The organism is Buchnera aphidicola (Panaphis juglandis), assembly GCF_964059065.1.
Taxonomy (GTDB): Bacteria; Pseudomonadota; Gammaproteobacteria; order Enterobacterales; family Enterobacteriaceae; genus Buchnera_L; species Buchnera_L aphidicola_AM.
The window spans coordinates 304930-329789 of the sequence record NZ_OZ060378.1 but is presented as its reverse complement, the minus strand read 5'-3'; the positions used below and the strand labels follow the sequence as shown (position 1 = coordinate 329789).

General features: G+C 22.4%; 19 protein-coding genes and 5 tRNA genes. 7 read left to right on the top strand and 17 right to left on the bottom strand.

Annotation, left to right across the window (positions count from 1 at the left end; genetic code table 11):
* Position 1: 1 nt before the first annotated feature.
* The 7 genes from leuS to prfB form a co-directional block, all read right to left on the bottom strand.
* Positions 2-2572, bottom strand: coding sequence for a leucine--tRNA ligase (leuS, locus tag AB4W46_RS01550; RefSeq protein WP_367678404.1), 2571 nt, complete (start codon positions 2570-2572; stop codon positions 2-4).
* Between the two features lie 223 nt (positions 2573-2795).
* Positions 2796-3458, bottom strand: coding sequence for a CBS domain-containing protein (locus AB4W46_RS01545; RefSeq protein ID WP_367678403.1), 663 nt, complete (start codon positions 3456-3458; stop codon positions 2796-2798).
* 78 nt (positions 3459-3536) lie between these two features.
* On the bottom strand, positions 3537-3905 hold the full coding sequence (ybeY, locus tag AB4W46_RS01540) for an rRNA maturation RNase YbeY (protein WP_367678700.1): 369 nt from the start codon (positions 3903-3905) through the stop codon (positions 3537-3539).
* A gap of 97 nt (positions 3906-4002) precedes the next feature.
* Complete coding sequence (gene miaB / locus AB4W46_RS01535) at positions 4003-5334, bottom strand: tRNA (N6-isopentenyl adenosine(37)-C2)-methylthiotransferase MiaB (RefSeq protein WP_367678402.1); 1332 nt, start codon at positions 5332-5334, stop codon at positions 4003-4005.
* A 118-nt stretch (positions 5335-5452) separates the two neighbouring features.
* Complete coding sequence (gene lysA / locus AB4W46_RS01530; protein ID WP_367678401.1) at positions 5453-6703, bottom strand: diaminopimelate decarboxylase; 1251 nt, start codon at positions 6701-6703, stop codon at positions 5453-5455.
* A gap of 26 nt (positions 6704-6729) precedes the next feature.
* Positions 6730-8244 carry a lysine--tRNA ligase gene (gene lysS, locus AB4W46_RS01525; RefSeq protein ID WP_367678400.1) on the bottom strand — a complete coding sequence of 505 codons (1515 nt, stop codon included), beginning with the start codon at positions 8242-8244 and terminating at the stop codon, positions 6730-6732.
* Positions 8245-8255: 11 nt separating this feature from the next.
* Positions 8256-9332: a peptide chain release factor 2 gene (gene prfB / locus AB4W46_RS01520; RefSeq protein ID WP_367678399.1), complete on the bottom strand. Its 1077-nt coding sequence runs from the start codon at positions 9330-9332 to the stop codon at positions 8256-8258.
* 164 nt (positions 9333-9496) lie between these two features.
* On the opposite strand from prfB, the gene ygfZ reads away from it, so the two are divergent.
* Positions 9497-10447 carry a tRNA-modifying protein YgfZ gene (ygfZ, locus tag AB4W46_RS01515; RefSeq protein WP_367678398.1) on the top strand — a complete coding sequence of 317 codons (951 nt, stop codon included), beginning with the start codon at positions 9497-9499 and terminating at the stop codon, positions 10445-10447.
* Positions 10448-10592: 145 nt separating this feature from the next.
* On the opposite strand, the gene typA is transcribed toward ygfZ, so the two are convergent.
* Complete coding sequence (gene typA, locus AB4W46_RS01510) at positions 10593-12413, bottom strand: translational GTPase TypA (protein ID WP_367678397.1); 1821 nt, start codon at positions 12411-12413, stop codon at positions 10593-10595.
* Between the two features lie 116 nt (positions 12414-12529).
* Between typA and yihA the strand changes: the two genes are divergently transcribed.
* The gene (yihA, locus tag AB4W46_RS01505) at positions 12530-13108 is read left to right on the top strand and encodes a ribosome biogenesis GTP-binding protein YihA/YsxC (protein ID WP_367678396.1); all 579 of its coding nucleotides are present in this window, start codon (positions 12530-12532) and stop codon (positions 13106-13108) included.
* 42 nt (positions 13109-13150) lie between these two features.
* Here the strand turns inward: yihA and AB4W46_RS01500 are convergent, their stop codons facing one another.
* From AB4W46_RS01500 to glnS, 3 genes are all read right to left on the bottom strand, one after another.
* Positions 13151-14038 carry a 5'-3' exonuclease H3TH domain-containing protein gene (locus tag AB4W46_RS01500; protein WP_367678395.1) on the bottom strand — a complete coding sequence of 296 codons (888 nt, stop codon included), beginning with the start codon at positions 14036-14038 and terminating at the stop codon, positions 13151-13153.
* 94 nt (positions 14039-14132) lie between these two features.
* Complete coding sequence (gene eno, locus AB4W46_RS01495; protein WP_367678394.1) at positions 14133-15446, bottom strand: phosphopyruvate hydratase; 1314 nt, start codon at positions 15444-15446, stop codon at positions 14133-14135.
* A 151-nt stretch (positions 15447-15597) separates the two neighbouring features.
* Positions 15598-17244: a glutamine--tRNA ligase gene (gene glnS, locus AB4W46_RS01490; RefSeq protein ID WP_367678393.1), complete on the bottom strand. Its 1647-nt coding sequence runs from the start codon at positions 17242-17244 to the stop codon at positions 15598-15600.
* A 136-nt stretch (positions 17245-17380) separates the two neighbouring features.
* On the opposite strand from glnS, the gene AB4W46_RS01485 reads away from it, so the two are divergent.
* The 4 genes from AB4W46_RS01485 (at position 17381) to rpiA (ending at position 18396) form a co-directional block, all read left to right on the top strand.
* Positions 17381-17454: transfer RNA gene (locus tag AB4W46_RS01485), tRNA-Met, on the top strand.
* Between the two features lie 9 nt (positions 17455-17463).
* Positions 17464-17546, top strand: a tRNA-Leu gene (locus tag AB4W46_RS01480).
* Between the two features lie 24 nt (positions 17547-17570).
* A tRNA-Gln gene (locus AB4W46_RS01475) sits at positions 17571-17641 on the top strand.
* Positions 17642-17736: 95 nt separating this feature from the next.
* Positions 17737-18396 (top strand): ribose-5-phosphate isomerase RpiA, encoded by a 660-nt coding sequence (gene rpiA, locus AB4W46_RS01470; protein ID WP_367678392.1) that lies wholly within the window; start codon positions 17737-17739, stop codon positions 18394-18396.
* Positions 18397-18568: 172 nt separating this feature from the next.
* Here rpiA and AB4W46_RS01465 read toward each other — a convergent pair.
* The 4 genes from AB4W46_RS01465 to alaS form a co-directional block, all read right to left on the bottom strand.
* Positions 18569-18642 (bottom strand) — tRNA-Arg (locus AB4W46_RS01465).
* A gap of 21 nt (positions 18643-18663) precedes the next feature.
* Positions 18664-18751 (bottom strand) — tRNA-Ser (locus AB4W46_RS01460).
* Between the two features lie 164 nt (positions 18752-18915).
* The gene (gene csrA / locus AB4W46_RS01455) at positions 18916-19122 is read right to left on the bottom strand and encodes a carbon storage regulator CsrA (RefSeq protein WP_367678391.1); all 207 of its coding nucleotides are present in this window, start codon (positions 19120-19122) and stop codon (positions 18916-18918) included.
* Positions 19123-19179: 57 nt separating this feature from the next.
* Positions 19180-21789 carry an alanine--tRNA ligase gene (gene alaS, locus AB4W46_RS01450; protein WP_367678390.1) on the bottom strand — a complete coding sequence of 870 codons (2610 nt, stop codon included), beginning with the start codon at positions 21787-21789 and terminating at the stop codon, positions 19180-19182.
* Between the two features lie 232 nt (positions 21790-22021).
* Between alaS and AB4W46_RS01445 the strand changes: the two genes are divergently transcribed.
* Positions 22022-22753 carry an RluA family pseudouridine synthase gene (locus AB4W46_RS01445; RefSeq protein ID WP_367678389.1) on the top strand — a complete coding sequence of 244 codons (732 nt, stop codon included), beginning with the start codon at positions 22022-22024 and terminating at the stop codon, positions 22751-22753.
* Between the two features lie 46 nt (positions 22754-22799).
* Here AB4W46_RS01445 and aroQ read toward each other — a convergent pair whose 3' ends face one another.
* Positions 22800-23255, bottom strand: coding sequence for a type II 3-dehydroquinate dehydratase (gene aroQ, locus AB4W46_RS01440; protein WP_367678388.1), 456 nt, complete (start codon positions 23253-23255; stop codon positions 22800-22802).
* Positions 23256-24464: 1209 nt separating this feature from the next.
* A complete protein-coding gene (rplS, locus tag AB4W46_RS01435) occupies positions 24465-24812 on the bottom strand; it encodes a 50S ribosomal protein L19 (protein WP_367678387.1) in 348 nt (115 codons plus the stop codon).
* Between the last annotated feature and the right edge of the window lie 48 nt (positions 24813-24860).

The window sequence follows — 24860 nt, the reverse complement described above, 5'->3', positions numbered from 1 at the left end:
TTTATATAACCAAATTAATTAATTTATTTTTAATAAATATTATTTTTTTAATTTTTTTTGTTTCTAGTATTTTTGATATTTTTGATTTTTTTTTTAGGATATATAATATTTCATCTTGATTATTTTGATTCTGGATACATATTATATCTTTTTTTTTACCATTAATTTGTATAATGTATTTAAAATTATTTTTGATGATACATTTTTCATCATATTTTGGCCATTTGACATAATCAATAATGGTACTATTATTTAAATATTTCCATAAAATAAAACTCAAATGTGGTGTGAATGGATAAATCAATTTAATAATTGTTTCTATAATATTTTTTATTATTTTTCTATTTGAATTTTCATTGAATGATATGTTACAAACAAAGTTGGTAAATTTCATGATCTCAGATATTGCAGTGTTAAAAGATTGTCTGTTATTGATATCCTGAGATACTTTTTTAATTGTTGTATTTAAAATTGATTGAATATTTTCTATAGAATTTATTTTTTTTTTTTTTTTTGTTGTATTAATATTATGAATATAGTTGTATACTAGATTCCATATTTTTTGTAAAAATCGATACATTCCTTTGACACCGGATTCATTCCATTCAATATCTGATTGTACGGGTGCTGAAAACATAATAAACAACCGAATAGTATCTGATCCATATTTTTGAATCATTAATTCTGGATCAACACCGTTATTTTTCGATTTTGACATTTTTATCATACCTTCATGAATAATTTTTTTATTTTTGTCCTTATGGATGTATTTTTTTTCTCCTTTTTTATTTTTTATAGATTTTATTTCGTTTGGTGAAATCCAAATTTTTTTTCCTTCTTGATTAATATAATAAAATGCATCTGAAAGAACCATACCTTGACATAATAATTTTATTGCAGGTTCTGGTGTTGTTACTAATTTTAAGTCATATAATAATTTATGAAAAAATCTAAAGTAAATTAAGTGCATTGTAGCATGCTCAATACCACCAATATATTGATCAATTGGTAACCAATATTTTGCGGATTGAATATTAATCATTGATTTTAAATAATGTGGTGATGTGTATCTGATATAGTACCATGATGATTCTATAAACGTATCGAAAGTATCTGTTTCACGTCTGACATTAATATTTTTAATTTTAGTTTTAGACCATTTTTTGTATATTGTTGAGATATTTTTAAAATCCCTCATACTAGAAATAGTAGGTAGTATAACTGGTAATTTTGAATTTGGTATTAAAACAATTTTTTTATTTTTTTGATACGTCACTGGAATAGGTGTACCCCAATAGCGTTGTCTTGATATTCCCCAATCCTGTAATCGATATTGATTTTTTTTTTGAATTATTTTTTTTTCATGTAAAAATTCAAATATTTTTTTAGATCCAATCTTGCTTTTTAAACCATTAAATTGCAATGAGTTATATAAAATTCCTAAATTTTCTATAGGTTGATGAATATTTTCATTTTTATTTTTTTTGTTTAATAAAATCACAGATTTAATTTTTATATTAAATTTTTTTGCAAAATTCCAATCGTGTTTATTGTGTGCTGGGGTTGATAATTTTGCTGTAGTATTATTTTCCAATGCTGTATAATTAGTAATCCAAATTGGAATTTTTTCTTTTGTGATGGGGTGAATAGCATATTGTTTAGTTGGTTTACCTATATATTTTATTTTTGACATATGAAAATGATGGTGGTTAGTAGTGTACATATATTTCATGAATTGATTCTTTTCATTTTTTCGTAGTTCTTTTTTTGCTAAATCATGAAATGGAGATATGGAAATATATGTTACTCCCATTAAAATGTCGATACGTTGGGTATATATTTTAAGTTTTTTTTTGTTGTTTACTAAATTTAAAATAATTTCGAATCCCTTAGTTTTTCCTATCCAATTTTTTTGCATTTTAATGACTTGCTTTGGCCATTTTGTAAGTAATTTTAAATCTTTTAATAATTTTTCTGCATATGAAGTAATTTTAAGAAACCATTGTGGTACAATTTTAAGAATAGTTTCAGTCTGGCAACGCCAACATTTTCCATGTATTACTTGTTCATTTGCTAGTACTGTTTTGTCTTTTGGACACCAATTAATCAATGATTTTGATCTATATATTAGTTTATTTAAGTATAACTTATTAAAAAACCATTGTTCCCATTTATAATATTCTGGATTACATGTAGTAATTTCTCTATTCCAATCATAACTAAAACCTAGGTTTTTTAGCTGTTTTTTCATATAATTAATATTATTATATGTCCATTTTGATGGAATGATATTATTTTTAATAGCAGCTTCTTCTGCTGGTAATCCAAATGCATCCCATCCAATTGGATGTAAAACGTTTTTTCCTAGCATTCTTTGATATCGAGCAATAACATCACTAATTGTATAATTTCTAACATGACCCATGTGTAATTTACCAGATGGATATGGTAACATTGCTAAACAATAATATTTTTTTTTATTTTTATTTTCAGATACTTCAAAGGTTTTTTGATTATCCCAATATTTTTGTACAATTGGTTCTATTATTTTCGGATTATATATTTTTTCCATATTAATTTATTTTTATACTATTGTTATTTTTAATATTCATATTGATTCAATAAATGAAGTTATATGTGAATATTATTTTTTGAGAATTATATTTTAATTTTAATATTAATTAAATAAATAGTATATGATGTGTTATAAATTTTAATAATTATACTTGAATAATATTTAATTTAATATTGATTTATTTTTTAAATATTTTGATAGTTTTTTAGATTTTTATTATTTATCTATTTTGAATTTTCATATTTTTTATTGATTGTATGGAAAAAATACGTGTATTATTTTTTTTTTTTTTAATTATATTGTGATTTTTTTTGTAAGAGATTCCAAATATTTCTTTTAATATATCTTGAATAGTAATTAATCCGGATACTGATCCAAATTCATCAATTACTATTGCCATGTGATGTTTCTGTTTTGGGAATTTATTCAATATATTATTTATGTATTTATTTTCTGGAATAATATTTACCGGTTTTAAAATATTTTTTATGTGAGATAAATATTTTGTTTTATTGGTTAATGGTAATAAATCTTTTGCAAATAAAATTCCAGTAACATGATTATTATGACTCATAACTGGGAATCGAGAATAATTGGATTTTATAATAATATCTAGGCATTTTTTAAACGAGTAATGGTATTTTAATGCAGTTATTTGATTTATAGGAATCATAATATCTCGGATTCTTTTTTTTTTGGTTCTTATGACTTTTTTTAACATTTTGTATATAATATTATTAATAATTTCGTGTTTTTTAGAACTTTTGAGTACCTCTAATAAATTTTCTTTGTTATTGATGAGCTTCATTTTTAATGGTATGTGTTTAAATATAGAAAAAAAACCGTTTTTTTTGTTTTTTATTTTTTGTTCTTGTTCATACATAAATTGTAATTCAATCCTTGATAAATTTTAAATATTATATTTTAAAATATTAATTTTAATCAATTTTTTGATAATATTTTATATGATATATGGATTTTTATATCCTATTTTCATCATTGTTTGAATTTCTATTTCTTCCATAATTTTCCTTTGTTTCGGATAATAATGATGATATCCTATTAGATGTAGTGTACCATGTATAATTATATGAGCCCAATGCATATTGATTGGTTTTTTTTGGATTTTTGCTTCTTTTTGAATAGTATTTTTACATATTATTAAATCTCCAATTAAAGATGTTTTAATTTGTTTTATGGGTTGATATGGAAAAGAGAGTATATTGGTAGTTTTTTTTATTCCTCGGTATTTTAAGTTTTGTATTTTCATTTGTTTTTTGTTAACAATGCAGATATTAATGGTGGTATTTTTTTTTATAATGTTTTTTATCCATTTAATGATTTTTTTTTTTTAGGAATTTTTTTTTTATTTTTTGTTTTTATATATAAGTTTATTTTAAGATTTTTCATGATTTTAGTTTCTAATGTTATTGGATGTGTTTACCATGTAAAATATTTTTGTTTTTCTTAGTGATATTTACTTTAATAATCTTACCAAGAAGGTTTTTTTTGCTTTTAACGATTACTGTTCTATAATTTTCGGTTTTTCCTATGAATTCATTTTCATTAATGTTATGAATTTTTTCTACTAATATTTTTTGTATACTGTTAATCATTTTATTACTCCAATTTAATGCTTGTTTTTTAATTTGTTTCTGTAATATTTTTAATCTATTTTTTTTTTCTATAAGGGTAACATTGTCTTTTAATTTTGATGCTGGTGTTCCTGGTCTTACAGAGTATATGAAACTAAAACTCATGTCAAAATTAATTTTTTTAATGATATTTATGGTATCTTCAAAGTCTTCTTGAGTTTCTCCTGGAAAACCTACAATAAAATCAGAACTAATTTGTATTTGAGGTCTTGCTTTTTTTAGTTTATATACAATATCTTGATATTTTTCTACGGAATATGGACGTTTCATTAATTTTAATATTCTGTTTGAACCACTTTGTATTGGTAAATGTAAAAAACTAACTATCTTGGGTATTTCATAATATGAATTAATGATGTCATCTGTAAAATCCATAGGGTTACTTGTAATGAATCGAATTCTTTTAATTTTTGAAATCATAGAGATTTTTTTTAAAAGTTTGGAAAATGTATATTTTTTTCCAGACGTTCCAATATGATAATATGAATTTACATTTTGACCTAGTAGTTGTATTTCTTTAATTCCTTGTTCTGATAATTTTGAAACTTCTTTAATAATATCTTTTATTGGTCGATAACTTTCTTTACCTCTTGTGTACGGTACGATACAAAATGAACAATAATTGTTACATCCTTCCATAATAGAAATGGATGCAGAAAAATTTGGATATTTTGGTTGTATAATATTTTTAAATTTTTCCATTTTTGGGAAGCTAATATCTATAGATATTTTTTTTGTTTTATTATGTTTTTCGATCATTTTAGGTAATCGATGTAGTGTTTGTGTTCCAAAGATAATATCTACAAAATTAGATCGTTTTATTATTTTTTTGCCTTCTTGATTGGCGACACAACCACCTACAGCAATAATAATATTAGGATTTTGATTTTTCAATTGTTTCCATCGTCCTAGTTGATGGAATAATTTTTCTTGTGCTTTTTCTCGAATAGAACAAGTGTTTAAAATTAATATGTCTGCTTCATAATAATTATTTGTATCAGTATATATTTTGTTTTTTTTTAATATGTTAGCGATTGTCAATGAATCATAATCATTCATTTGACAACCCCAAGTTTTAATATAAAATTTTTTTTTTTTATTCATTTTTAATTTTATGATATTTTATAATATAATATTTTAAATAATAACATTATGAGATATTTCTTTTAATATAAAAATTTATAAATAATTTCATATATTTTAAATTCTTTTTGATTTTATACTATATTTCTGTTTCTAATCTAATTAATTCTTGTATTGTTTGTTTTCTTCGGATAATTTTTGGAATTTTTTCAGTAATTAATACTTCAGATATTAACGGTCTACTGTTATAATTTGATGACATAGATGCACCATATGCTCCAGTATTATGAAAAACAATATAATCACCGATTTTAATTTCTGGTAATTCAATTTCAATTAATTGATTATTTTCATTTTGTGTAAAGATATCTCCTGATTCACATAATGGTCCTCCAATTATTGTTTTAATAATTTTATTAGTATTGATATTTCTGTTATCTTTTGGTATTACTGATATATGATGATAACTTCCATATAATACTGGCCTCATTAAATCGTTGAATCCAGAATCAATTAAAGTAAATATTTTTTTTCCGACTTTTTTAATGGTACATATTTGAGAAATTAAAATTCCAGATTCTCCTACTAAAAATCTCCCTGGTTCAATTTCTAATTTTATAGGATTATTAAAATGTTTTGATATTTCTTCTCGTACATTATTCCATAAATGAAAATAGTGATTTACATTTACTGGAATATCCGTTTTTTTATATGGAATAGATAGACCACCACCAGCAGAGATTGCTTTAATTTTTTGATTAAATTTTATGCATTGTTTTTTCATGGCATTGCATACATTTTTTAAATGTTCATAATTTACTCCTGAACCAATGTGCATGTGTAATCCAATACAATTTAGTTCATATTTTTTTATAATTGGTATTGTTAATTTTGGATCCCAAATTCCATGTTTGCTATTTTCTCCACCGGTATTAGTTTTAAAGTGATGTCCATGTCCAAATTTTGGATTAATACGAATCCAGACTTTATGTCCTGGTGATATTTTTCCCAACTGTTCCAACATATCTACTGATCCTGCATTTACAGTAATATTTAATTTTACAATTTTTTTTAGTGTTTCTTTAGTAAACATATCAGCAGTAAAAACGATGTCATCATTTTTTGATGTATATCCAGCTTTTATTGCTCGTTCTATTTCTCCTAATGATACGGCATCAATTTTTACATTCATTTTTTTCATTATTCGTAATATATGGATATTAGAACATGATTTTTGTGCAAATCTAATAATATCAAATTTTTTGAGTTTTTTAATTTGATTTATAATAGTTTCTGTATGATAAATCCAAAGAGGTGTTGATTCGTTTTTTAAAATTGATAATATATCTTTAATACTAATTTGTGACTTTTTATTAAAAAAATTCATCATATTTTGAGATCCATAAAATAAAATAATTATTTAATTGGACGTAGTGTTGGAAACAATATCACATTACGTATATTTTTTTGATTAGTAAGAACCATAATTAATCTGTCAATTCCTATTCCTAATCCTGCAGTAGGTGGCATTCCGTATTCCATTGCTAAAATGTATTCTTTATCATATGGTTCTTTTTTCTGATTCATTTGATTTAGTTTTTTTTGTTTTAAAAAACGTTCTTTTTGTTCTATAGGATTGTTGAGTTCAGAAAAACCATTACCAATTTCTAATCCCCCTATAAAAAATTCAAATCGATCAACAAGATTTTTATTGAAATCATTTTTTCGAGCTAATGGTGAGGTTTCAGTTGGATATTCAGTGATAAAAGTTGGTTCTATTATTTTATTTTCTGTGGTGTGTTCAAATATTTTAATTATCATTTTTTCTAAGCTCCAATTTTTTTTTATTGGAATATTATGATGATATAATAATTTTTGAACTTCTGAGATATTTAATAAGTCTGAATGTTTTATTTTTGGATTGTAATGAAGAATAGCATCTTTTATTGTTAATATTTTAAATGGTTTTTTTAAATCAAATTCATTGTTTTGATAATTTAATATATAATTGCCAGTAGTTTGATATACAATGTGTTGCAATAGTTCTTTTATAAAAATCATTAAATCTTTATAATCTGCATAAGTGATGTATAATTCCATCATAGTAAATTCTGGATTATGTTTATATGAAATACCTTCATTACGAAAATTTTTATTCATTTCATATATTTTTGAAAATCCACCAATAATTAATCTTTTTAGATATAATTCTGGAGAGATTCTTAAATACATTTTTAAATCTAAACTATTATGATGAGTGATAAAAGGACGTGCAGATGCTCCTCCTGGAATATGTTGCATCATAGGTGTTTCAACTTCTAAAAAATTATTTTTATTCATAAAATTACGAATGATTGATAAAATTTTAGATCTTTTATAAAATATTTTCATTACATTGACATTAGATAACAAATCTAAATATCGTTTCCGATATTTAATATCTTGATTTAATAAACCATGAAATTTATTTGGAAATGGCTGTAATGCTTTAGATAAAATATTGATTTCAGAACAATAAATGGATAGTTGTCCTGTTTTTGTTTTAAATATTGTACCTGTTGTAAATATTATGTCTCCTATATCCCATTTTTTAAATGTGTTTCTATAAAAATCATAAGAAATTTTTTTTTCTGTAACATAAATTTGAATCGTTTCTAACATATCTTGTATAACTAAAAAAGTAGCTTTTCCCATGTGACGTTTTTTAATAATTCTACCAGAAACATTAAAAAATTTTTTTTTTTTTAATAATTCTGTATTATCAAATCGTGAATATTTTTTGTTAATATCTGTAATATTAGTATTTATCTTAAATGTATTGGGAAAATTAAATCCCTGTTTTTCCATCTCGATTAATTTTTTTTTACGGATTTCATATTCATGTTCAGGATTAATAATGTTTTTATGATGATTGTTTTTTTTACATAGCATAGTATTATTTTCTATAATCCTTGTTTTAAACTAGTTTCAATAAAAATATCTAAGTTCCCATTAAGTACAGAATCGATGTTACGAACTTCTATTCCTGTTCGATTATCTTTTATTCTTGAATTATCGAGTATATATGACCGAATGTGATGTCCCCAACCAATGGAAGATTTAGTGTTTTCAATCATTTTTTTTTCATTTTGTTTTTTTTTTATTTCTAAATTATATAATTTGAGTTTCATTTGTTTTAATGCTTGTTCTTTGTTTTTATGTTGAGATCTTTCGTTTTGACACTGTGTAACTATTGATGTTGGTAAATGTGTAATTCGTACTGCTGATTCTGTTCTATTCACATGTTGACCCCCAGCTCCAGAGGATCGATACACATCAATTCTTAAATCTGATGTTTTTATTTTAATATTAATATCATTATTAATTTCTGGATATACAAATGCAGAACTGAATGAAGTATGTCGTCTACTACCAGAATCAAATGGACTTTTTCGAATTAATCTGTGAATTCCAGTTTCGGTCCTTAGCCAACCGAATGCATATTTTCCAATTACATGAATTGTAGCTGATTTAATTCCTGCAATATCTCCGTATAGTTCATGAATAATTTTTGTTTTAAAACCTTTTTTACATAACCATTTTAAATACATTTTTAATAGCATTTGTGACCAATCTTGAGCATCGATTCCTCCAGATCCAGATTGTATATCTAAATAACAATTACAAATATCATTTTTTTTTTTAAAGATATTTTGAATTTTTATATTATTAATTTTATTTTCAATGTTATTTATTTCTTTTTTTAAATCTATGAAAATACTATTGTCATTAAGTTCTAGAGATAATTTTATCATTTCACGAACATCATTAATAATTTTTTGAGTATTTTTTATTTCTTTCAATATTTTTATTTGTTTATTATTATCATAAGAATTAATAATTTTTTTTTTTTTTTTATTGTTTTTTATATTTTCCATATTATTGAATATATTTTTTTTTTCATATTTTAATACTTGTTGTAAGTTTTTAATTTTGTTACATATATCATCAATTTTTTCATTATGCATTGTTATTATCATATTTCATTAAATTCCTATATCTTTTATTGCGTATAGTATATAAAATTATTCATTGTATTAATATTTTAAAATGATTACAATTAAAACATGATAATGATTTATTTTAAGAATATTATAAATATGATTTTAATATTTTTATATAATTTATAAAATATTTATTAATTATGCTATTACATAAATTAAATAGAGTTGATGAAAATTTCTGTACATTTGAAATTTTAGATGATTTAGTTTTAACATCTGTAACAGGAAAAGATAATAAAAAATACCTTCAAGGACAATTAACGTATAATATTGAATCTTTAAAAACTAATACTCATATTTTATGTGCTAATTGTCATCATAACGGAAAGGTTCAAGGTTTGTTACGTTTATTTCGTTTTCATAATGAATATGCTTATATTCAACGTAAAAGTGTAGTCGATTTACAAAATCAAGAATTGAAAAAGTATTCAGTATTTTCGGATGTTAAATTTGAAAAAAATAACAGTTATGTTTTACTTGGTTTTATGGGTTTATTTATAAGAAAAGTATTACTAAATTATTTTGTGAAATTGCCAAATAAAAAAATTCAAACTATTACAACTAATAATACTGTTATATTATGGTTTAAAGATCCAATTGAAAGATTTTTATGTATTATTCATAAGGATCGGTTAGATAATTTAAATAATTTTATAATATTAAAAAAAATAATGAAAATAAAAAATTTTTGGTTATTATTAGATATTTATGCTGGGATTCCAATTTTTGAATCATCGATATTTAGAAAATTTTTTCCTAAAGATATGAATTTAGTTTTTTTTAATGGTATTGATTTTAATAAAGGATGTTATTGTGGTCAAGAAATAATTTCAAAACTTCATTTTAGGAATGTTAATCATAAAAATATGTTTTGTTTGCTTGGATATTCTTATTATGAAGTAGAAATTCTTAGTATTTTGGAAGGATATAATGGTAAAATATGGAAAAGATCTGGAAATGTATCATTTGTATATCATTTTTTCAGTAATTGGTTTTTACTTCAGTGCATCATAAAAAATGAACACATAAAATATAAAAAGTTTCGTGTTGTTTCAGATAAAAAAAGTATTTTTTTTATTTTAAATAAATAATTAATTAATAGTATTCATATCGATTATTGTGTATTGAATAGTATAATATGAGTAAATATATGAATATTTATTCAATATGATAAATATTTTATAGTTATTAGAATTTGATCCTATTTTTTTAAGAATAGGATGCAATATTTTGAATTTATTTTTCAAAATTTCTATTGGAGATTTTACGATCATTTTCATTAAGTTGTTTTTTTCGTATTCGTATTGATTTTGGTGTAATTTCTACTAGTTCATCATCATTAATAAAACCTAGAGACTGTTCTAATGTTATTTGAATAGGTGTTGTTAACATAATTGCTTCATCTGTACCTGATGCTCTCATATTAGTTAATTTTTTACCAATCAAACAATTAACAGTTAAGTCATTAGATCGATTATGTATTCCGATAATTTGTCCCATATAAACCTTTTGTGCTGGTTTTACAAATAATTGACCTCGATCTTGTAAATTAAATAGTGAAAATCCTGTAGTGATTCCGGTATTATTAGAAATTAAAACACCATTTTTTCTTTGACCAATATCTTTATTTTGAATTTTGTCATATTTTAAAAATGATGTATAAAATATTCCAGTTCCTGATGTTATATTCATAAACTTGTTTTGAAAACCAATTAGTGCTCGACTTGATATAATATATTCAAGTTGTAATCTTTCATTAATGTGAGGTATAATATTTATTATTTTTCCTTTTCTTTCACCCATACATTCCATAACTATTCCTTGATGACGATGTTCGATATCTATTATTAATGTTTCGAAAGGTTCAGTTTGATAGTTTTTTTTATTTTGAAATATTATTTTTGGTCTTGATACTTCTAATTCAAATCCTTCTCTTCTCATGTTTTCAATTAGTATTGATAAATGTAATTCTCCTCTTCCAGAAACAGAAAATATATTAGATTGTTGTGTAGTATTTACCTGTAAAGCAACGTTTTGTATTGTTTCTTTTTGTAATCTTTTGTAAATTTGGTTGGATGTTAAATATTTTCCTTCTTGTCCACAAAATGGGGATGTGTTTACTGAAAATAGTACATTAATTGTTGGGGGGTCAATATTTACTATCGGTAATGGTTTTACTTCATGAATATCACAAATAGTATCAGAAATTTTCAGTTCATTTAATCCTGTAATTGCAACAATTTCACCACAACATGCAGATTGAATGTCTATAGTATTTAATCCAAGATATTTAAATATTTTTCCGATTTTTCCGTTTTTAATTTTACCTTCACGATCAATAATAGAAACTTTTTGATTTGTATAAATTTTTCCTTGATGAATACGACCAATTCCTATTACCCCTAAATAATTATCGTAGTTTAATTGTGAAATTTGAATTTGTAATGAGCCATTAATATTGACTTTAGGGTGTGGAACGTGCTTTATAATTGCTTCAAATAATGAAAACATATTATTTTTAATATCGTTTAATTTTTTTCCAGACGTTCCAAGAATTGCAGAAGTATAGATGATTGGAAAATCTAATTGTTGATCTGTAGCATTTAAGTTGATAAATAAATCAAAAATTTTATCGATGACCCATTCTGGTCTTGAGTTTTTTCGATCAATTTTATTAATGACTACAATAGGATTTAAATTATATTCAAATGCTTTTTTTGTTACGAATCTTGTTTGAGGCATCGGTCCATCAACTGCATCGACAATTAATAGTACAGAATCTACCATAGATAATATGCGTTCAACTTCACCACCAAAATCAGAATGACCTGGAGTATCAATTATGTTAATTCTATAATTTTTCCATTCGATTGCTGTGTTTTTGGATGTAATAGTAATACCACGTTCTTTTTCTAAATCATTAGAATCCATAATTCGAGTGTATTTTTCTTTATGGTCCTCCAATAATCCTGATTGTTCTAATAATTTATCTAATAATGTAGTTTTACCGTGATCAATATGTGCTATAATTGCTATATTTCTAATATTTTTAACCATATTTATCCTTAAAATAAATTGTATATTTATATTAAAAGCTATATTTTACATATAAATGATGTTAATATGTTATTTTTTAAAATGAACAAGATGCTAATATAGAGATAAAAAATTATATGGTTAGATTTTTAATGAGTGGAGTGAATGTTAAAAAAATTAATATTAAAAAATATAAAAATGAAATTATTTTTATTGGATATTCTAATTCTGGAAAATCTAGTGTTATTAATTGTTTAACGAATAATAATAAATTATCTCGTTGTAGTAAATTTCCTGGTCGTACAAAGATGATGAATTTTTTTGAAATAAATAATCACACTTGTTTTGTAGATTTTCCAGGTTATGGATATTCTAAAATATCTGATTTAAAAATCAATAAAAATCATTCATTAATTTTTAGTTATATTAAATATAGGTTTTGGTTAACAAGTATTGTTTTATTAATTGATATTCGAAGATTAATAAGGGTAGAAGATAAAAAAATTTTGTTATATTTAAAAAAAAAAAAAGTTAATATAGTTATTTTATTAAATAAATGTGATAAAATGAAATTTTATCAACAAAAAAAACAATTATGTATTTTAAGAAAACGTTTTTTTTTATATACTAGCAATATTAAAATAATTTTATTTTCATCATTTAAAAAAATTGGTGTAAATGAGTTTTTTGATTATTTTAAAGATTATATAGAATAAATTTTATTTTATAGTATTTAATTTTAAATTTTTAAATATATATTATTTTTGATTATTTAGAATTATTTTTTTCATATCATGAATGATATTAATATACTTTACGTTATAATATTGACATGGTTGAAAAAGTTGTTTTAAATTAAATGGAAGATATTTTTTATCAATATTTACATTAAATTTTAGTTGAATTAATTGATAGGATAAAAATGCCATATCTTTACCATCGCATAATTTTTTTATGATATTTTGATGACCTCGAAATTCCATTTGATGAATTTTGGATAAATTTTTATATATTTTTTTTATTGGACCTATTTTATTTATTAATTTTATAGCTATTGTTTTACCAATTCCTTTGACTCCAGGGATATTATCAGAAACATCACCGACTAGTGATAAAAAATCTATCATGAAATTTGGATATACTCCATATTTTTTTTTAACTTCATTTTCAGTTAAAATACTGTTATTCATATTATTAATAATATGAATATTTTTATTAACAAGTTGTGTTAAATCTTTATCAGAAGTTCCGATAAATACATGACGGTTTTTTTTTTCTTCTTGTTTCGATATTGTTCCTATAACATCATCTGCTTCAACATTAGGTATACTAATGACAGGTATACCTATGTTGTTTAATATTTTAATTAAAATTGGAATTTGTATTTTTAATTTTTCTGGCATTTTTTTTCTATTCTTTTTATATGGTTCAAATATTTTATTTCTAAAATTTTTTTTATCTTTATCGAATATAATAATAAATTTATTTGGTTTATATTTTATAAACATGGTTTTAAAGATGTATAAAATTTGATAAATAATATCATCTAGATGATAATATTGATGACGATTTTTAAATAATCCATAATATGATCTGTACAAATATGAATGTCCATCAATTAGAATAACATTTTTTTTTTTATTCATAATTTTTATAATAACGATTATATAATATAGTATAAAATAATGGTTTGAATTTTTTAAAATTTAAAATTATATTAAATATTTCATGTTTTTATTATTAAAAATAATTTTTATATTTTTTTAGTTCTTTAATTCCATAAAAAGGTGCTTTTTCATTTCCGAGTTGTTCTTCAATTCTAAGAAGTTGATTATATTTTGAAAGTCTTTCAGAACGACTCATAGAACCAGTTTTTATTTGTCCAGCTTGTGTTCCAACTGCTAAATCAGCAATAGAATGATCCTCAGTTTCTCCAGATCGATGTGATATTATTGTAGTGTATCCAGATTTTTTTGCAATTTGGATAGCTTTTAATGTTTCTGTTAGTGTTCCAATTTGATTTAATTTGATTAGTATTGAATTTGCAATGTTTTTTTTGATACCTTCTGATAATTTATCAGGATTGGTGACAAATAAATCATCACCTACAATTTGTACACGGTTTCCTAATAATTTAGTTTGATACAAAAATCCATCTAAATCTAATTCACTTTGACCATCTTCTACGGATGCAATAGGGTACTTTAAAGTTAATTCTTGAATATAATGACTAAATTCATGTGAACTAAATTTTTTATTTTCACTTTTCAAATAATATTTTTTAGTATTGAAGTTATAAAATTCAGAAGCAGCGCAATCAATTGCTAAAGTTATATCTTCTCCTAAAATATAATTTGCTTTTTTTATTGCTTTATTAATTAAAAGAATTGCAGATTCGTTGGATTTTAGGTTTGGAGCATATCCACCCTCATCACCTACAGATGCATGAAGATTGTGTTTTTTAATAATTTTACCAAGGTGATGAAAAATTTCACATCCCATTCTAATTGCTTCTTTTATAGATTTTGCACTTACTGGTTGAATCATAAATTCTTGAATATCAACATTATTATTTGAATGACTTCCACCATTTAAAATATTAATCATGGGTAAAGGCATGGAGAATTGTTGAGGTGTGTTATTTAATTCAGCAATATGTTGATAGAAAGGTATACTTTTAGATACTGCTGCTGCTTTTGCAGTAGCCATTGAAACAGATAAAATTGAATTTGCTCCAATCTTTTTTTTATTTTTTGTTCCATCTAGTTCTAGCATAATTTGATCAATTGATGTTTGATCATATGCATTTTTTCCTTTTAGTTTTTTTGATAATATAGTATTTACGATAACAACGGATTTTGATACTCCTTTACCTAAGAATCGAAATATATCATTATCTCTTAATTCTACTGCTTCTTCTGATCCAGTAGAAGCTCCTGAAGGGCAAGAAAATGTCCCAATTGAAGAGTCTTCTAAGTGTACTTCGGTTTCTATAGTTGGATTACCGCGTGAATCAATAATTTCCCTAGCGTGTATTTTTTTAATTTTAGACATACTTTTTTCTCATTAATAATATTTTAGTTGTTAAAATGATTGTGATTATAATAAATATTTTATAAATTATAAATTATATAGTAGAATTTTTATTTTTTATTTATATAATATTTGTATTATATTTAAAGAAATTTATATTTTTAAAATTATTTTATTTATTTTTTTTATTTTCTTTTAATGATACTATTTGATGAAGAATAATATTTTTATTAGTTGATATTTGATTGTCTATCTTAAAATAACCAATACGTTCTAATTGATAAGTGTTAACAGGAGAGGATTTTTGAATCTCTTTGTTAATGAAACCATTATATATAATTTTTGATTCATTATTGATATTGGATAAAAAATTTTTTTTTATGTTAGGGTTTTTATCATTAAATATATAACTGTATATTCTTAATTCACATTTTTTAGCTTGTTTTTTAGAAATCCAGTGAATAATACCATGGTCTTTGTTATGATTTTTTTGAAAATTACATGTGCAAAATATTTTAGTAATGTTATTATCACAATCTTTTTCAATAGAATTTGCGGTAATAGTATAAGAATATTTTAATTTTACGGTTCCACCTATTTTTAATCGATAATAGTTTTTTTTAGGGTTTTCTTGAAAATCTGATCGGTCAATATATATCATATTATTAAATATTATTTTTCTAAATCCCATACTATGATTTTTAGGGTGGTTAAGTATCTGAATACTTTCTTCATATTCTTCGTTAATATTAGTAATACTAATAGTAATAGGATCTAATATTCCCATTGTTCTGTAAGATGTAGAATCTAGTTCTTTACGAATACAAGACTCTAAAGAAGACATTTCAATTAAATTATCTTGTTTTGTAATTCCTAGATTTTTACAAAAATTAAGTATAGAGTTTGCTGTATATCCTCTTCTCCTTAATCCAGAAATAGTTGGCATTCTCGGATCATCCCAATTATTTATAATTTTTTTTTTAATTAATAATCCTAATTTTCTTTTTGATAGTATCATGTGTTCAATATTCAATCTTGAATACTCGTATTGTTGAGGTTGTTTTAAAATATTTAAATTATCGAGTATCCATTTATATAATACACGATTATCTTGAAATTCTAGTGTGCATAAGGAGTGAGTAATACCTTCAATAGCATCTGAGATGCAATGTGCAAAATCGTATGTTGGATAAATGCACCATTGGTGATTTGTTTTATGATGTTCATTAAATTTTATTCTATATAAAACTGGATCCCTCATAATAATAATTGGAGATTTCATATCAATTTTTGCTCTAAGGCAAGCCATTCCTTCTTGAATATTTCCATATTTCATATTTTCAAATAATGTCATATTTTCTTCAATTGTTTGATTACGATACGGGCTATTTATTCCTGGTTTATTTAATGTGCCTCGAAATGTACGAATATCTGTTTTTTTTAATTTATCCACATATGCTAGGTTTTTTTTAATGAGTTCTACGGCATATTTATATATTTTTTTAAAATACATTGATGCATATTTAACATGTTTATTCCATTTATAACCTAACCATAATATATCCTGTTTAATACTTTTAATATATTTAGAATTTTTTTTATTTGGGTTGGTGTCATCAAATCGTAAATTACACTTACCCTGGTAATGTTTGGCAATTTCAAAATTAATATATAGTGATTTTGCATGACCAAGATGTAAATATCCATTTGGATCTGGAGGGAATCTAGTATGTATATTTTTTTCATATTTTTTTTTTAAATCTTTATTAATTATTTTATGTATAAAACTAATATCTCTTTTTTTTTTATGATTATTCATACTATCCTTAGATTAGAATTAAGTTAATATTTTATTTATTTTTTTATCTTTTTTTAGTGATAAATGTTTGTATTATAAATTTTTGATTTTAAAAAGTTGTTGACAAAATACTGTTAACCAGCATAATTCAATTTAAGGCTACGTAGCTCAGTTGGTTAGAGCACAGCATTCATAACGCTGGGGTCATGGGTTCGATTCCCTTCGTAGCTAAAGTATTTTACGGGAGTGGCGAAATCGGTAGACGCACCAGATTTAGGATCTGGCACTTTTTAGGTTTGCGAGTTCAAATCTCGTCTCCCGTACATTATAATGTGTGAATATATTTTTGGGGTATAGCCAAGTGGCAAGGCATCGGTTTTTGATACCGACATCCCTGGTTCGAATCCAGGTACCCCAGTTTTTAATTATTTATATTAAATATTTTATTTTATTTAATTTTATACATTTATATTTTTAATTTTACAATTTTATAGTTTTATAATAGTATTTTTTATGAATTTCAATATTTTAAAAAAAAATGTGTCTGTATCTGTTTTAAATTATATTCCTCCTAATTCAATTATTGGTGTTGGATCTGGAACAACCATTTCATATTTTATTAAATCTATTAATAAGTATAAAAAAAATATTATTGGTGCAATTTCTAGTTCATACAATACGACAATTTTGTTAAAAAAATATAATGTTACAGTAATTGATTTAAATACTATTAATGAACCCATTATTTACATAGATAGCGCTGATGAAGTTAATAGTGATATGCAAATGATTAAAGGTAAAGGAGGTGCTTTAACAAACGAAAAAATTATATCTTTTAAAGCAAAAACTTTTATTTGTATTGTTGATGAATCTAAATTAGTAAAAAAATTAGGTTCTTTTTGTCCTGTTCCAATAGAAGTAATACCTATTTCTTATTCATATATATGTGAAGAAATAAGAAAAATTGGTGGTAATCCAATTTATCGAGAAGGTTTTGTTACTGATCATGGAAATATAATAATTGATATTTATGGTTTAAATTTAGAATTTCCTCAGAGGATTGAAAATATTATTAATTCTTTACCAGGAGTGGTTTCTGTTGGATTATTCTCTATTAGAACCGCTGATATGGTTATGATTGGTACAATGAATGGAATTAAAATTATTAAATGATTTAAAGTTTTTATTTTTTATTAATAATTTTATTTAAATTGATATTTATATTATCATTATAAAAACTTACATACCATATTTTTCATGAAATTATGATATGTTTTATTTTTTATCATAAAGGTTATTAATATTTACGACTATATAATTGGTTTGATTATGATGAATAATTTTATGCATCCGAAAGGATTTGAACCTTCGACCTCTCAGTTCGTAGCTGAGTGCTCTATCCAACTGAGCTACGGATGCAAAAATTTTATTTAATATTTTCAGTGAGAGAGGGATTCGAACCCTCGATACAGAAATGCTATATATTCCCTTAGCAGGGGAACGCCTTAAGCCGCTCGGCCATCTCACTAAATATTACTTTTATGCTACATATTTTATATTACTTCTTTATTAATTTAAGTCAAATGTATTTTTAATAAATAAAATATATATCTTTTAGAAATATAATTTTTTATATAAAATGATAATGATAATTTTTGGTTTAAATAATATTTTTAATATTATATTACTTTTTTAACTAGTATATTTTAGTATTTTGAAATGAAAATTTTTACTAGTTTTTAGTTTTATTTTTTGATATATTTCTTCTCTGTGTATTGAAATAGTTTTTGGAGCATTAATTCCGATTCTAACTTGATTACCTTTAACTCCTAATATTGTAATAGTAATTTCATCACCAATAATGAGTGTTTCTCCAACCCTACGAGTTAAAATAAGCATAATGTTGATTCCTAAGATTTCCTGAACATGGAAATATATTACATTTGATAATGTACACTATATTTTTGATGCAATCCATAATTTCATATGTTGAATTATTTTTGATATTTCTATGTTGTTATTTCCAATGCATTCTGCAATGTTATTTGTTCCACCTCCTGATCCTGATGTTTTTTTTTTAATAACATTGATGATATCTTTTGCTGTAATTTTTTTTATTAAATCTTTTGTAACGCTTGCAATAAAAATATTTTTTTTTTTATTTTGATAAAATAGTATTACAATACCGGATTGAATTTTTTGTTTTATGTTATCAATTAGTATTTTTAGTGTTTTACTTTTATTTTTTTTAATTTCATTAAAAATGAAATTAGTATTTTTAATTTTTACTGCATTTTTTATAATTTTATTTTTATAATATTTAATATTTTCTTTAATTAAGATGGTATTTTTTTTTTTTAAATAATCGCATGTATTGATTAGTTTTTTTATTTTTGGGACAATATCAATAATGTTAGTTTTAAGTAATAATTTAATTTCTTTTATATACTGAATATTTTTTTGTATTTTTTTTATTGCTTGCATACCAGTAACGGCTTCAATCCTTCTTATACCAAACGCAATATTTTTGTTTTTAATAATTTTAAATATTCCAAGATTTCCAGTTCTAATGGAATGTGTTCCTTTGCAAAGTTCGTTAGAAAAATTCCCTATAGAAACAGAACGGACTATATTAGGATATTGTTTATTATTTAAACAAACAAAGTTTTTTAATTTTGCTTCTTGTAATGTTAAATAGTTGGTATTAATTTCGATATTATCTTGTATATACTTGTTAATTGTGTTTTCAATTTTTTTTATTTGTTCGGTATTAATATCTTGGTAGTATGAGAAATCGAATCTAAAATATTTCTCATTAATATATGATCCTTTTTGCTGAATACTGGATTTTAATAATTTTTTTAATGTATAATTTAATAAATGTGTTCCAGAATGATTATTTTGAATATTTATTCTTTTTTTTAAATCAATATTTGTTTTTACAATATGGTTTACTTTAATTTCTCCTACACGAATTTTCCCGATATGAAGAATGGTATTAAAAAATATTTGTGTATCGATAACATCAAAAATGGATTCGTTATGATAAATAATTCCACTATCACCTTTTTGTCCTCCTGATTCACCAAAAAATGGTGTTTTATCGAGAATGATGATTCCTGTTTCATTTTCAATAATTTTTTTTTTTGGTTGGTTATTGATAAAAATGTTTTTTATAATTGAAATCGTTTTATTTTTTGTGTACCCTTTAAATTCTGATTCAGAATTTTTATTAAAAATATTTATATTTATATGATTGGATAATTTTTTATTGTTTTTTTTATTATTCAAAATGATACGATTGAGTTTATTTTCATCAAATATGATATTATTTTCATTAAAAATTTCTTTAGTTAAATCAATTGGGAAACCTAATGTATCATACAAATAAAAAATAGTATTTTCATCTATTGGATATTTATGTGACTGCTTTATTTTTTTTTTTAGTAGTTTTAATCCATAATTTAATGTTTTGATGAATTGTAGTTCTTCTTGTTTAATAATATTTTCAATATAATTTGTTTTATTTTTTAAATCAATATCTTTTATATCTATAATGCTGATAACATTTGTAACTAATTTATAAAAAAATATATTTTTAATACCTAATTTGATTCCATGTCGTAATGCTCTTCTAATGATTCTACGTAAAATATATCCACGATTTTCATTTGATGGTAATACATTATCATGAATAATAAAAATTGCTGCTCGAATATGGTCGGCAATTACATTTAATGATTTATGTTTTTTATTCTTAATGTTATTTGTTTTACATATGTTTTGTATTATTTTTTTAAATACATCTGTTTCATAATTAGATTTAACATTTTGTAAAACAGATGCAATTCTTTCTAAACCCATTCCTGTATCTACAAAAACTGAGCTTAATGGTATAATGGTATTTTCATTAATACGATTAAATTGTATAAATACAATATTCCAAATTTCTAAACATATCTTTTTATTTGAAAGATCATGAATATTAATTTTTTTTTCTACATTTTTAAAAAATATTTCTGTACAAGGTCCGCATGGACCTATATCTCCCATTTGCCAAAAGTTATCAGATTCGTATTTTTTTTTTTTATCTCCAATTTTAATAATGTTATCTTTTGATATTTTAATAATATCCCTCCAAATATTATATGTTTCGATATCATCAATGTATACTGTTACAAATAATTTATTCTTTGAAATATTAAACCAATTTACATCGGTTAATAGTGTCCATGCGTATACTATAGCTTCTTTTTTGAAATATTTTCCAAAACTAAAATTTCCTAACATTTCAAAAAATGTATTATGATAATCACTACATCCTACTTGTTCTAAATCGTTATGTTTTCCACCTGTTCGTAAACATTTTTGTATTGTTGTTACTGTTGAATGAGTATACTTTTTTTTTTCTAAAAAAATATCTTGAAATTGATTCATTCCAGCATTAGTGAATAATAAATTAGTTTTTTTTTTAGGAATTAGTGAACTACTTGGAACAATTGCATGTTTATTCTCCGAAAAAAATTTTAAAAACATGTTACGAATGTTATTAGTTGTATATTTCATGTATTTCCTATATATTTTATTAGTTTTTTTTTTGATTTGATTTTCCCATTTTTTTTGATGATGTAATTAATACAACAAATGTTTATTTTTGATTTTATTATACAATATAATATTCATTATAGTATGTTTTTAACATTATTAGTGTTATATAATCTAAATATTGTATCAATGATATACAATAATAATTGATATATTTTTTATTACAGTTAAAATAGGAAATTAAATTTTTATTATGAATAAAATGAGAAAAATATTTTTTAAAAATGGTTTTTTTTTACATATTGTTTATGAAGACCAATATATATTTATTATTAATAAACCTAAAAATATAGTTATACATTCTGGTCGTAACGTAAATAGTACAACTTTAATGGATATGTTATTAATAAAATATCCTTTTTTATATCATGTTCCGAGAGCTGGAATTGTACATCGATTGGATAAAAATACTACTGGTTTATTAATAATTGCTAAAGACACTATTACGTATTATAGTATGGTTACATTGATTAAAAATAGAATGGTGATTCGTGAGTATGATGCTTTTGTTTTTGGTAACTTGATTTCTAGTGGTTCAGTAAATTTACCAATTATAAAGAAAATTAGGAAAAACATTCGTATGGTTGTTCATAATTCTGGAAAAATATCTGTTACACACTATAAAATTATACAAAGATTTAAATATTATACTCATGTTCATTTAAAATTAGAAACAGGAAGAACACATCAAATTCGACTACACATGTTAAATATTAAAAAACCAATTTTAGGTGATCCTTTGTATCAATTAAGAAACTGTTTTCCATTGAAAATTAATACAAATGTTTTAAATAAATTAAAATTATTTTCAAGACAAGCTTTACATGCAAGTCATATTAAATTTTTTCATCCAATTATAAATGTTATAGTAGACTGTTATTTGTCATTACCAAAGGATATGATTGAAATTATGAAATATCTATGATGTATATATTAAATATTTATATCGATATTAATATTGATTTTCATTATTAATTGTATTTATTATTAATAATAAGTCGATTAATAGCTGTTTTTAAAGCCCAATAGTATCCTTCAATTCCAAATCCAGAAATTACTCCATTTGAAATATCTGATAAAAAAGATTTTTTACGGAATTTTTCTCTTGCATAAATATTTGATATGTGTACTTCAATAAATGGCTTTTTTATAGATAAAAAAGCATCTCTTAATGCGATACTTGTGTGTGTAAAAGCAGCTGGATTGATGATAATATAATCGAAATCTTGTGATTGATGAATTTTTTCTACTAGTATGTGTTCTGCATTCGATTGTAAATGTGTAATTTTTGCGTTCATTTTATTAGCTTTTTTTTTTAAAATATCTAATACATCATTTAAATTCTTATTTCCATATATATTTGATTCTCTTTTTCCTAATAAATTTAAATTAGGACCGTTTAATAATAATATGTTGAATTGAGACATACTATTTAATCTTTTTTATTTTAATGATATTAATGTTATTTTTATGATAAATAATCTTAAATTTTTTGTAAAGATTTTAATTTTTTATACTGCATATTCATAAAGAATATAATCAATATTTTATCATAAATATTTTAATAATATGAGAATAAAATATTTTTATCATGTATAATTTTTATGATGATTTAAATACTTTTATTTTAACAATTTAATTTTTTAAAATATTTTTATAATTTTATTTTATATAATTAAATAGTATTTTTACTTATTTTATATAAATCACAATAGAATAATATTTTACTGTATAAAGATTATACATTTCCGATGAATGATAGTATTATATTTTATTTTATAAAATATTATCATTATTCATTAATTTATATTATTACTGTATTTAAAATTTATCATGAAATAAAATTTTTATAATATAATAATATTTTTTATTTTTTGATATTTCAAGTTTTTAAAATTAATTTATTTCATGAATGATACTTTTATATATTATTTATTGAAACTCAATAGTTGTAAATTATTTCCGGAATTATTATTTCAATTTCATTATATTAATAATATGAATTTATTTTTGATTATTAAAATATTTATATTTTTATTATTTTTATTTTATATCATATTAATATTTTATGAATCGTATCATATGATGAGTAAAAATATAAATAAAGAATTAATATTGTTATTTAGATATTATACTCTATATGATAGATATTGAAATTGAATCGATATAAATATTGTTATAGTGAATATGTGTACATTTTATATTCTGATATTTAATTTAATGAAATAATTGTTATATATTTATTTTTATTAATAACAGATTTTATTTTTATATTTTTCATCATCTAAAATGATTTACGTATTGATTTAATTTTTAATATTAATTTTTTAATATATTTGATTTTTTAAAATTTAGATGATGAAATATTTTTCATTATTTTTAATTGATATGATTGGTATTTTATTTTCAAATTTTAATTTTTTTACTTTTTTATATTCTATGTATTAGAAATATTATTTTATTTTTAAATTTCCATATTTTCATAAATATTATATTCATTATAAATTTTATAAATATATTAAAAATTAAATTATTTTAAGTAAAATTATTAATATGAGGAATTTTATATAATTAGTTTAGATTTTGCAGTCAATACAATTATGACTGCATAAAATATTAATATTTTTCATATATTTTTATATACGAGATTTAATACGTGCTGATTTTCCAGTTTTATATCGTAAATAGTATAATTTTGATTTTCTTACCATACCTCTTTTTTTAATAATAATATTTTCAATATTATTAGAATGTGTTTGAAACATTCGTTCGATACCCTCACCATGTGATATTTTTCTTACTACAAATGATGATTGCAGTTGTTTATTTTTAATAGAAATAACAACACCTTCGAATGATTGTAATCTTTTTTTAGAAGATTCTATAATCCATATTTTTATTTCTATTGTATCTCCTGTTTTAAATTTTGTAACTTTATCTTTCATTTGTTTTTTTTCAATTCTGTAAATGATATTATTTTTCATAATTAAAATATCTCAGATAAGATGTGTATTTAGACAATTTTTATTTTT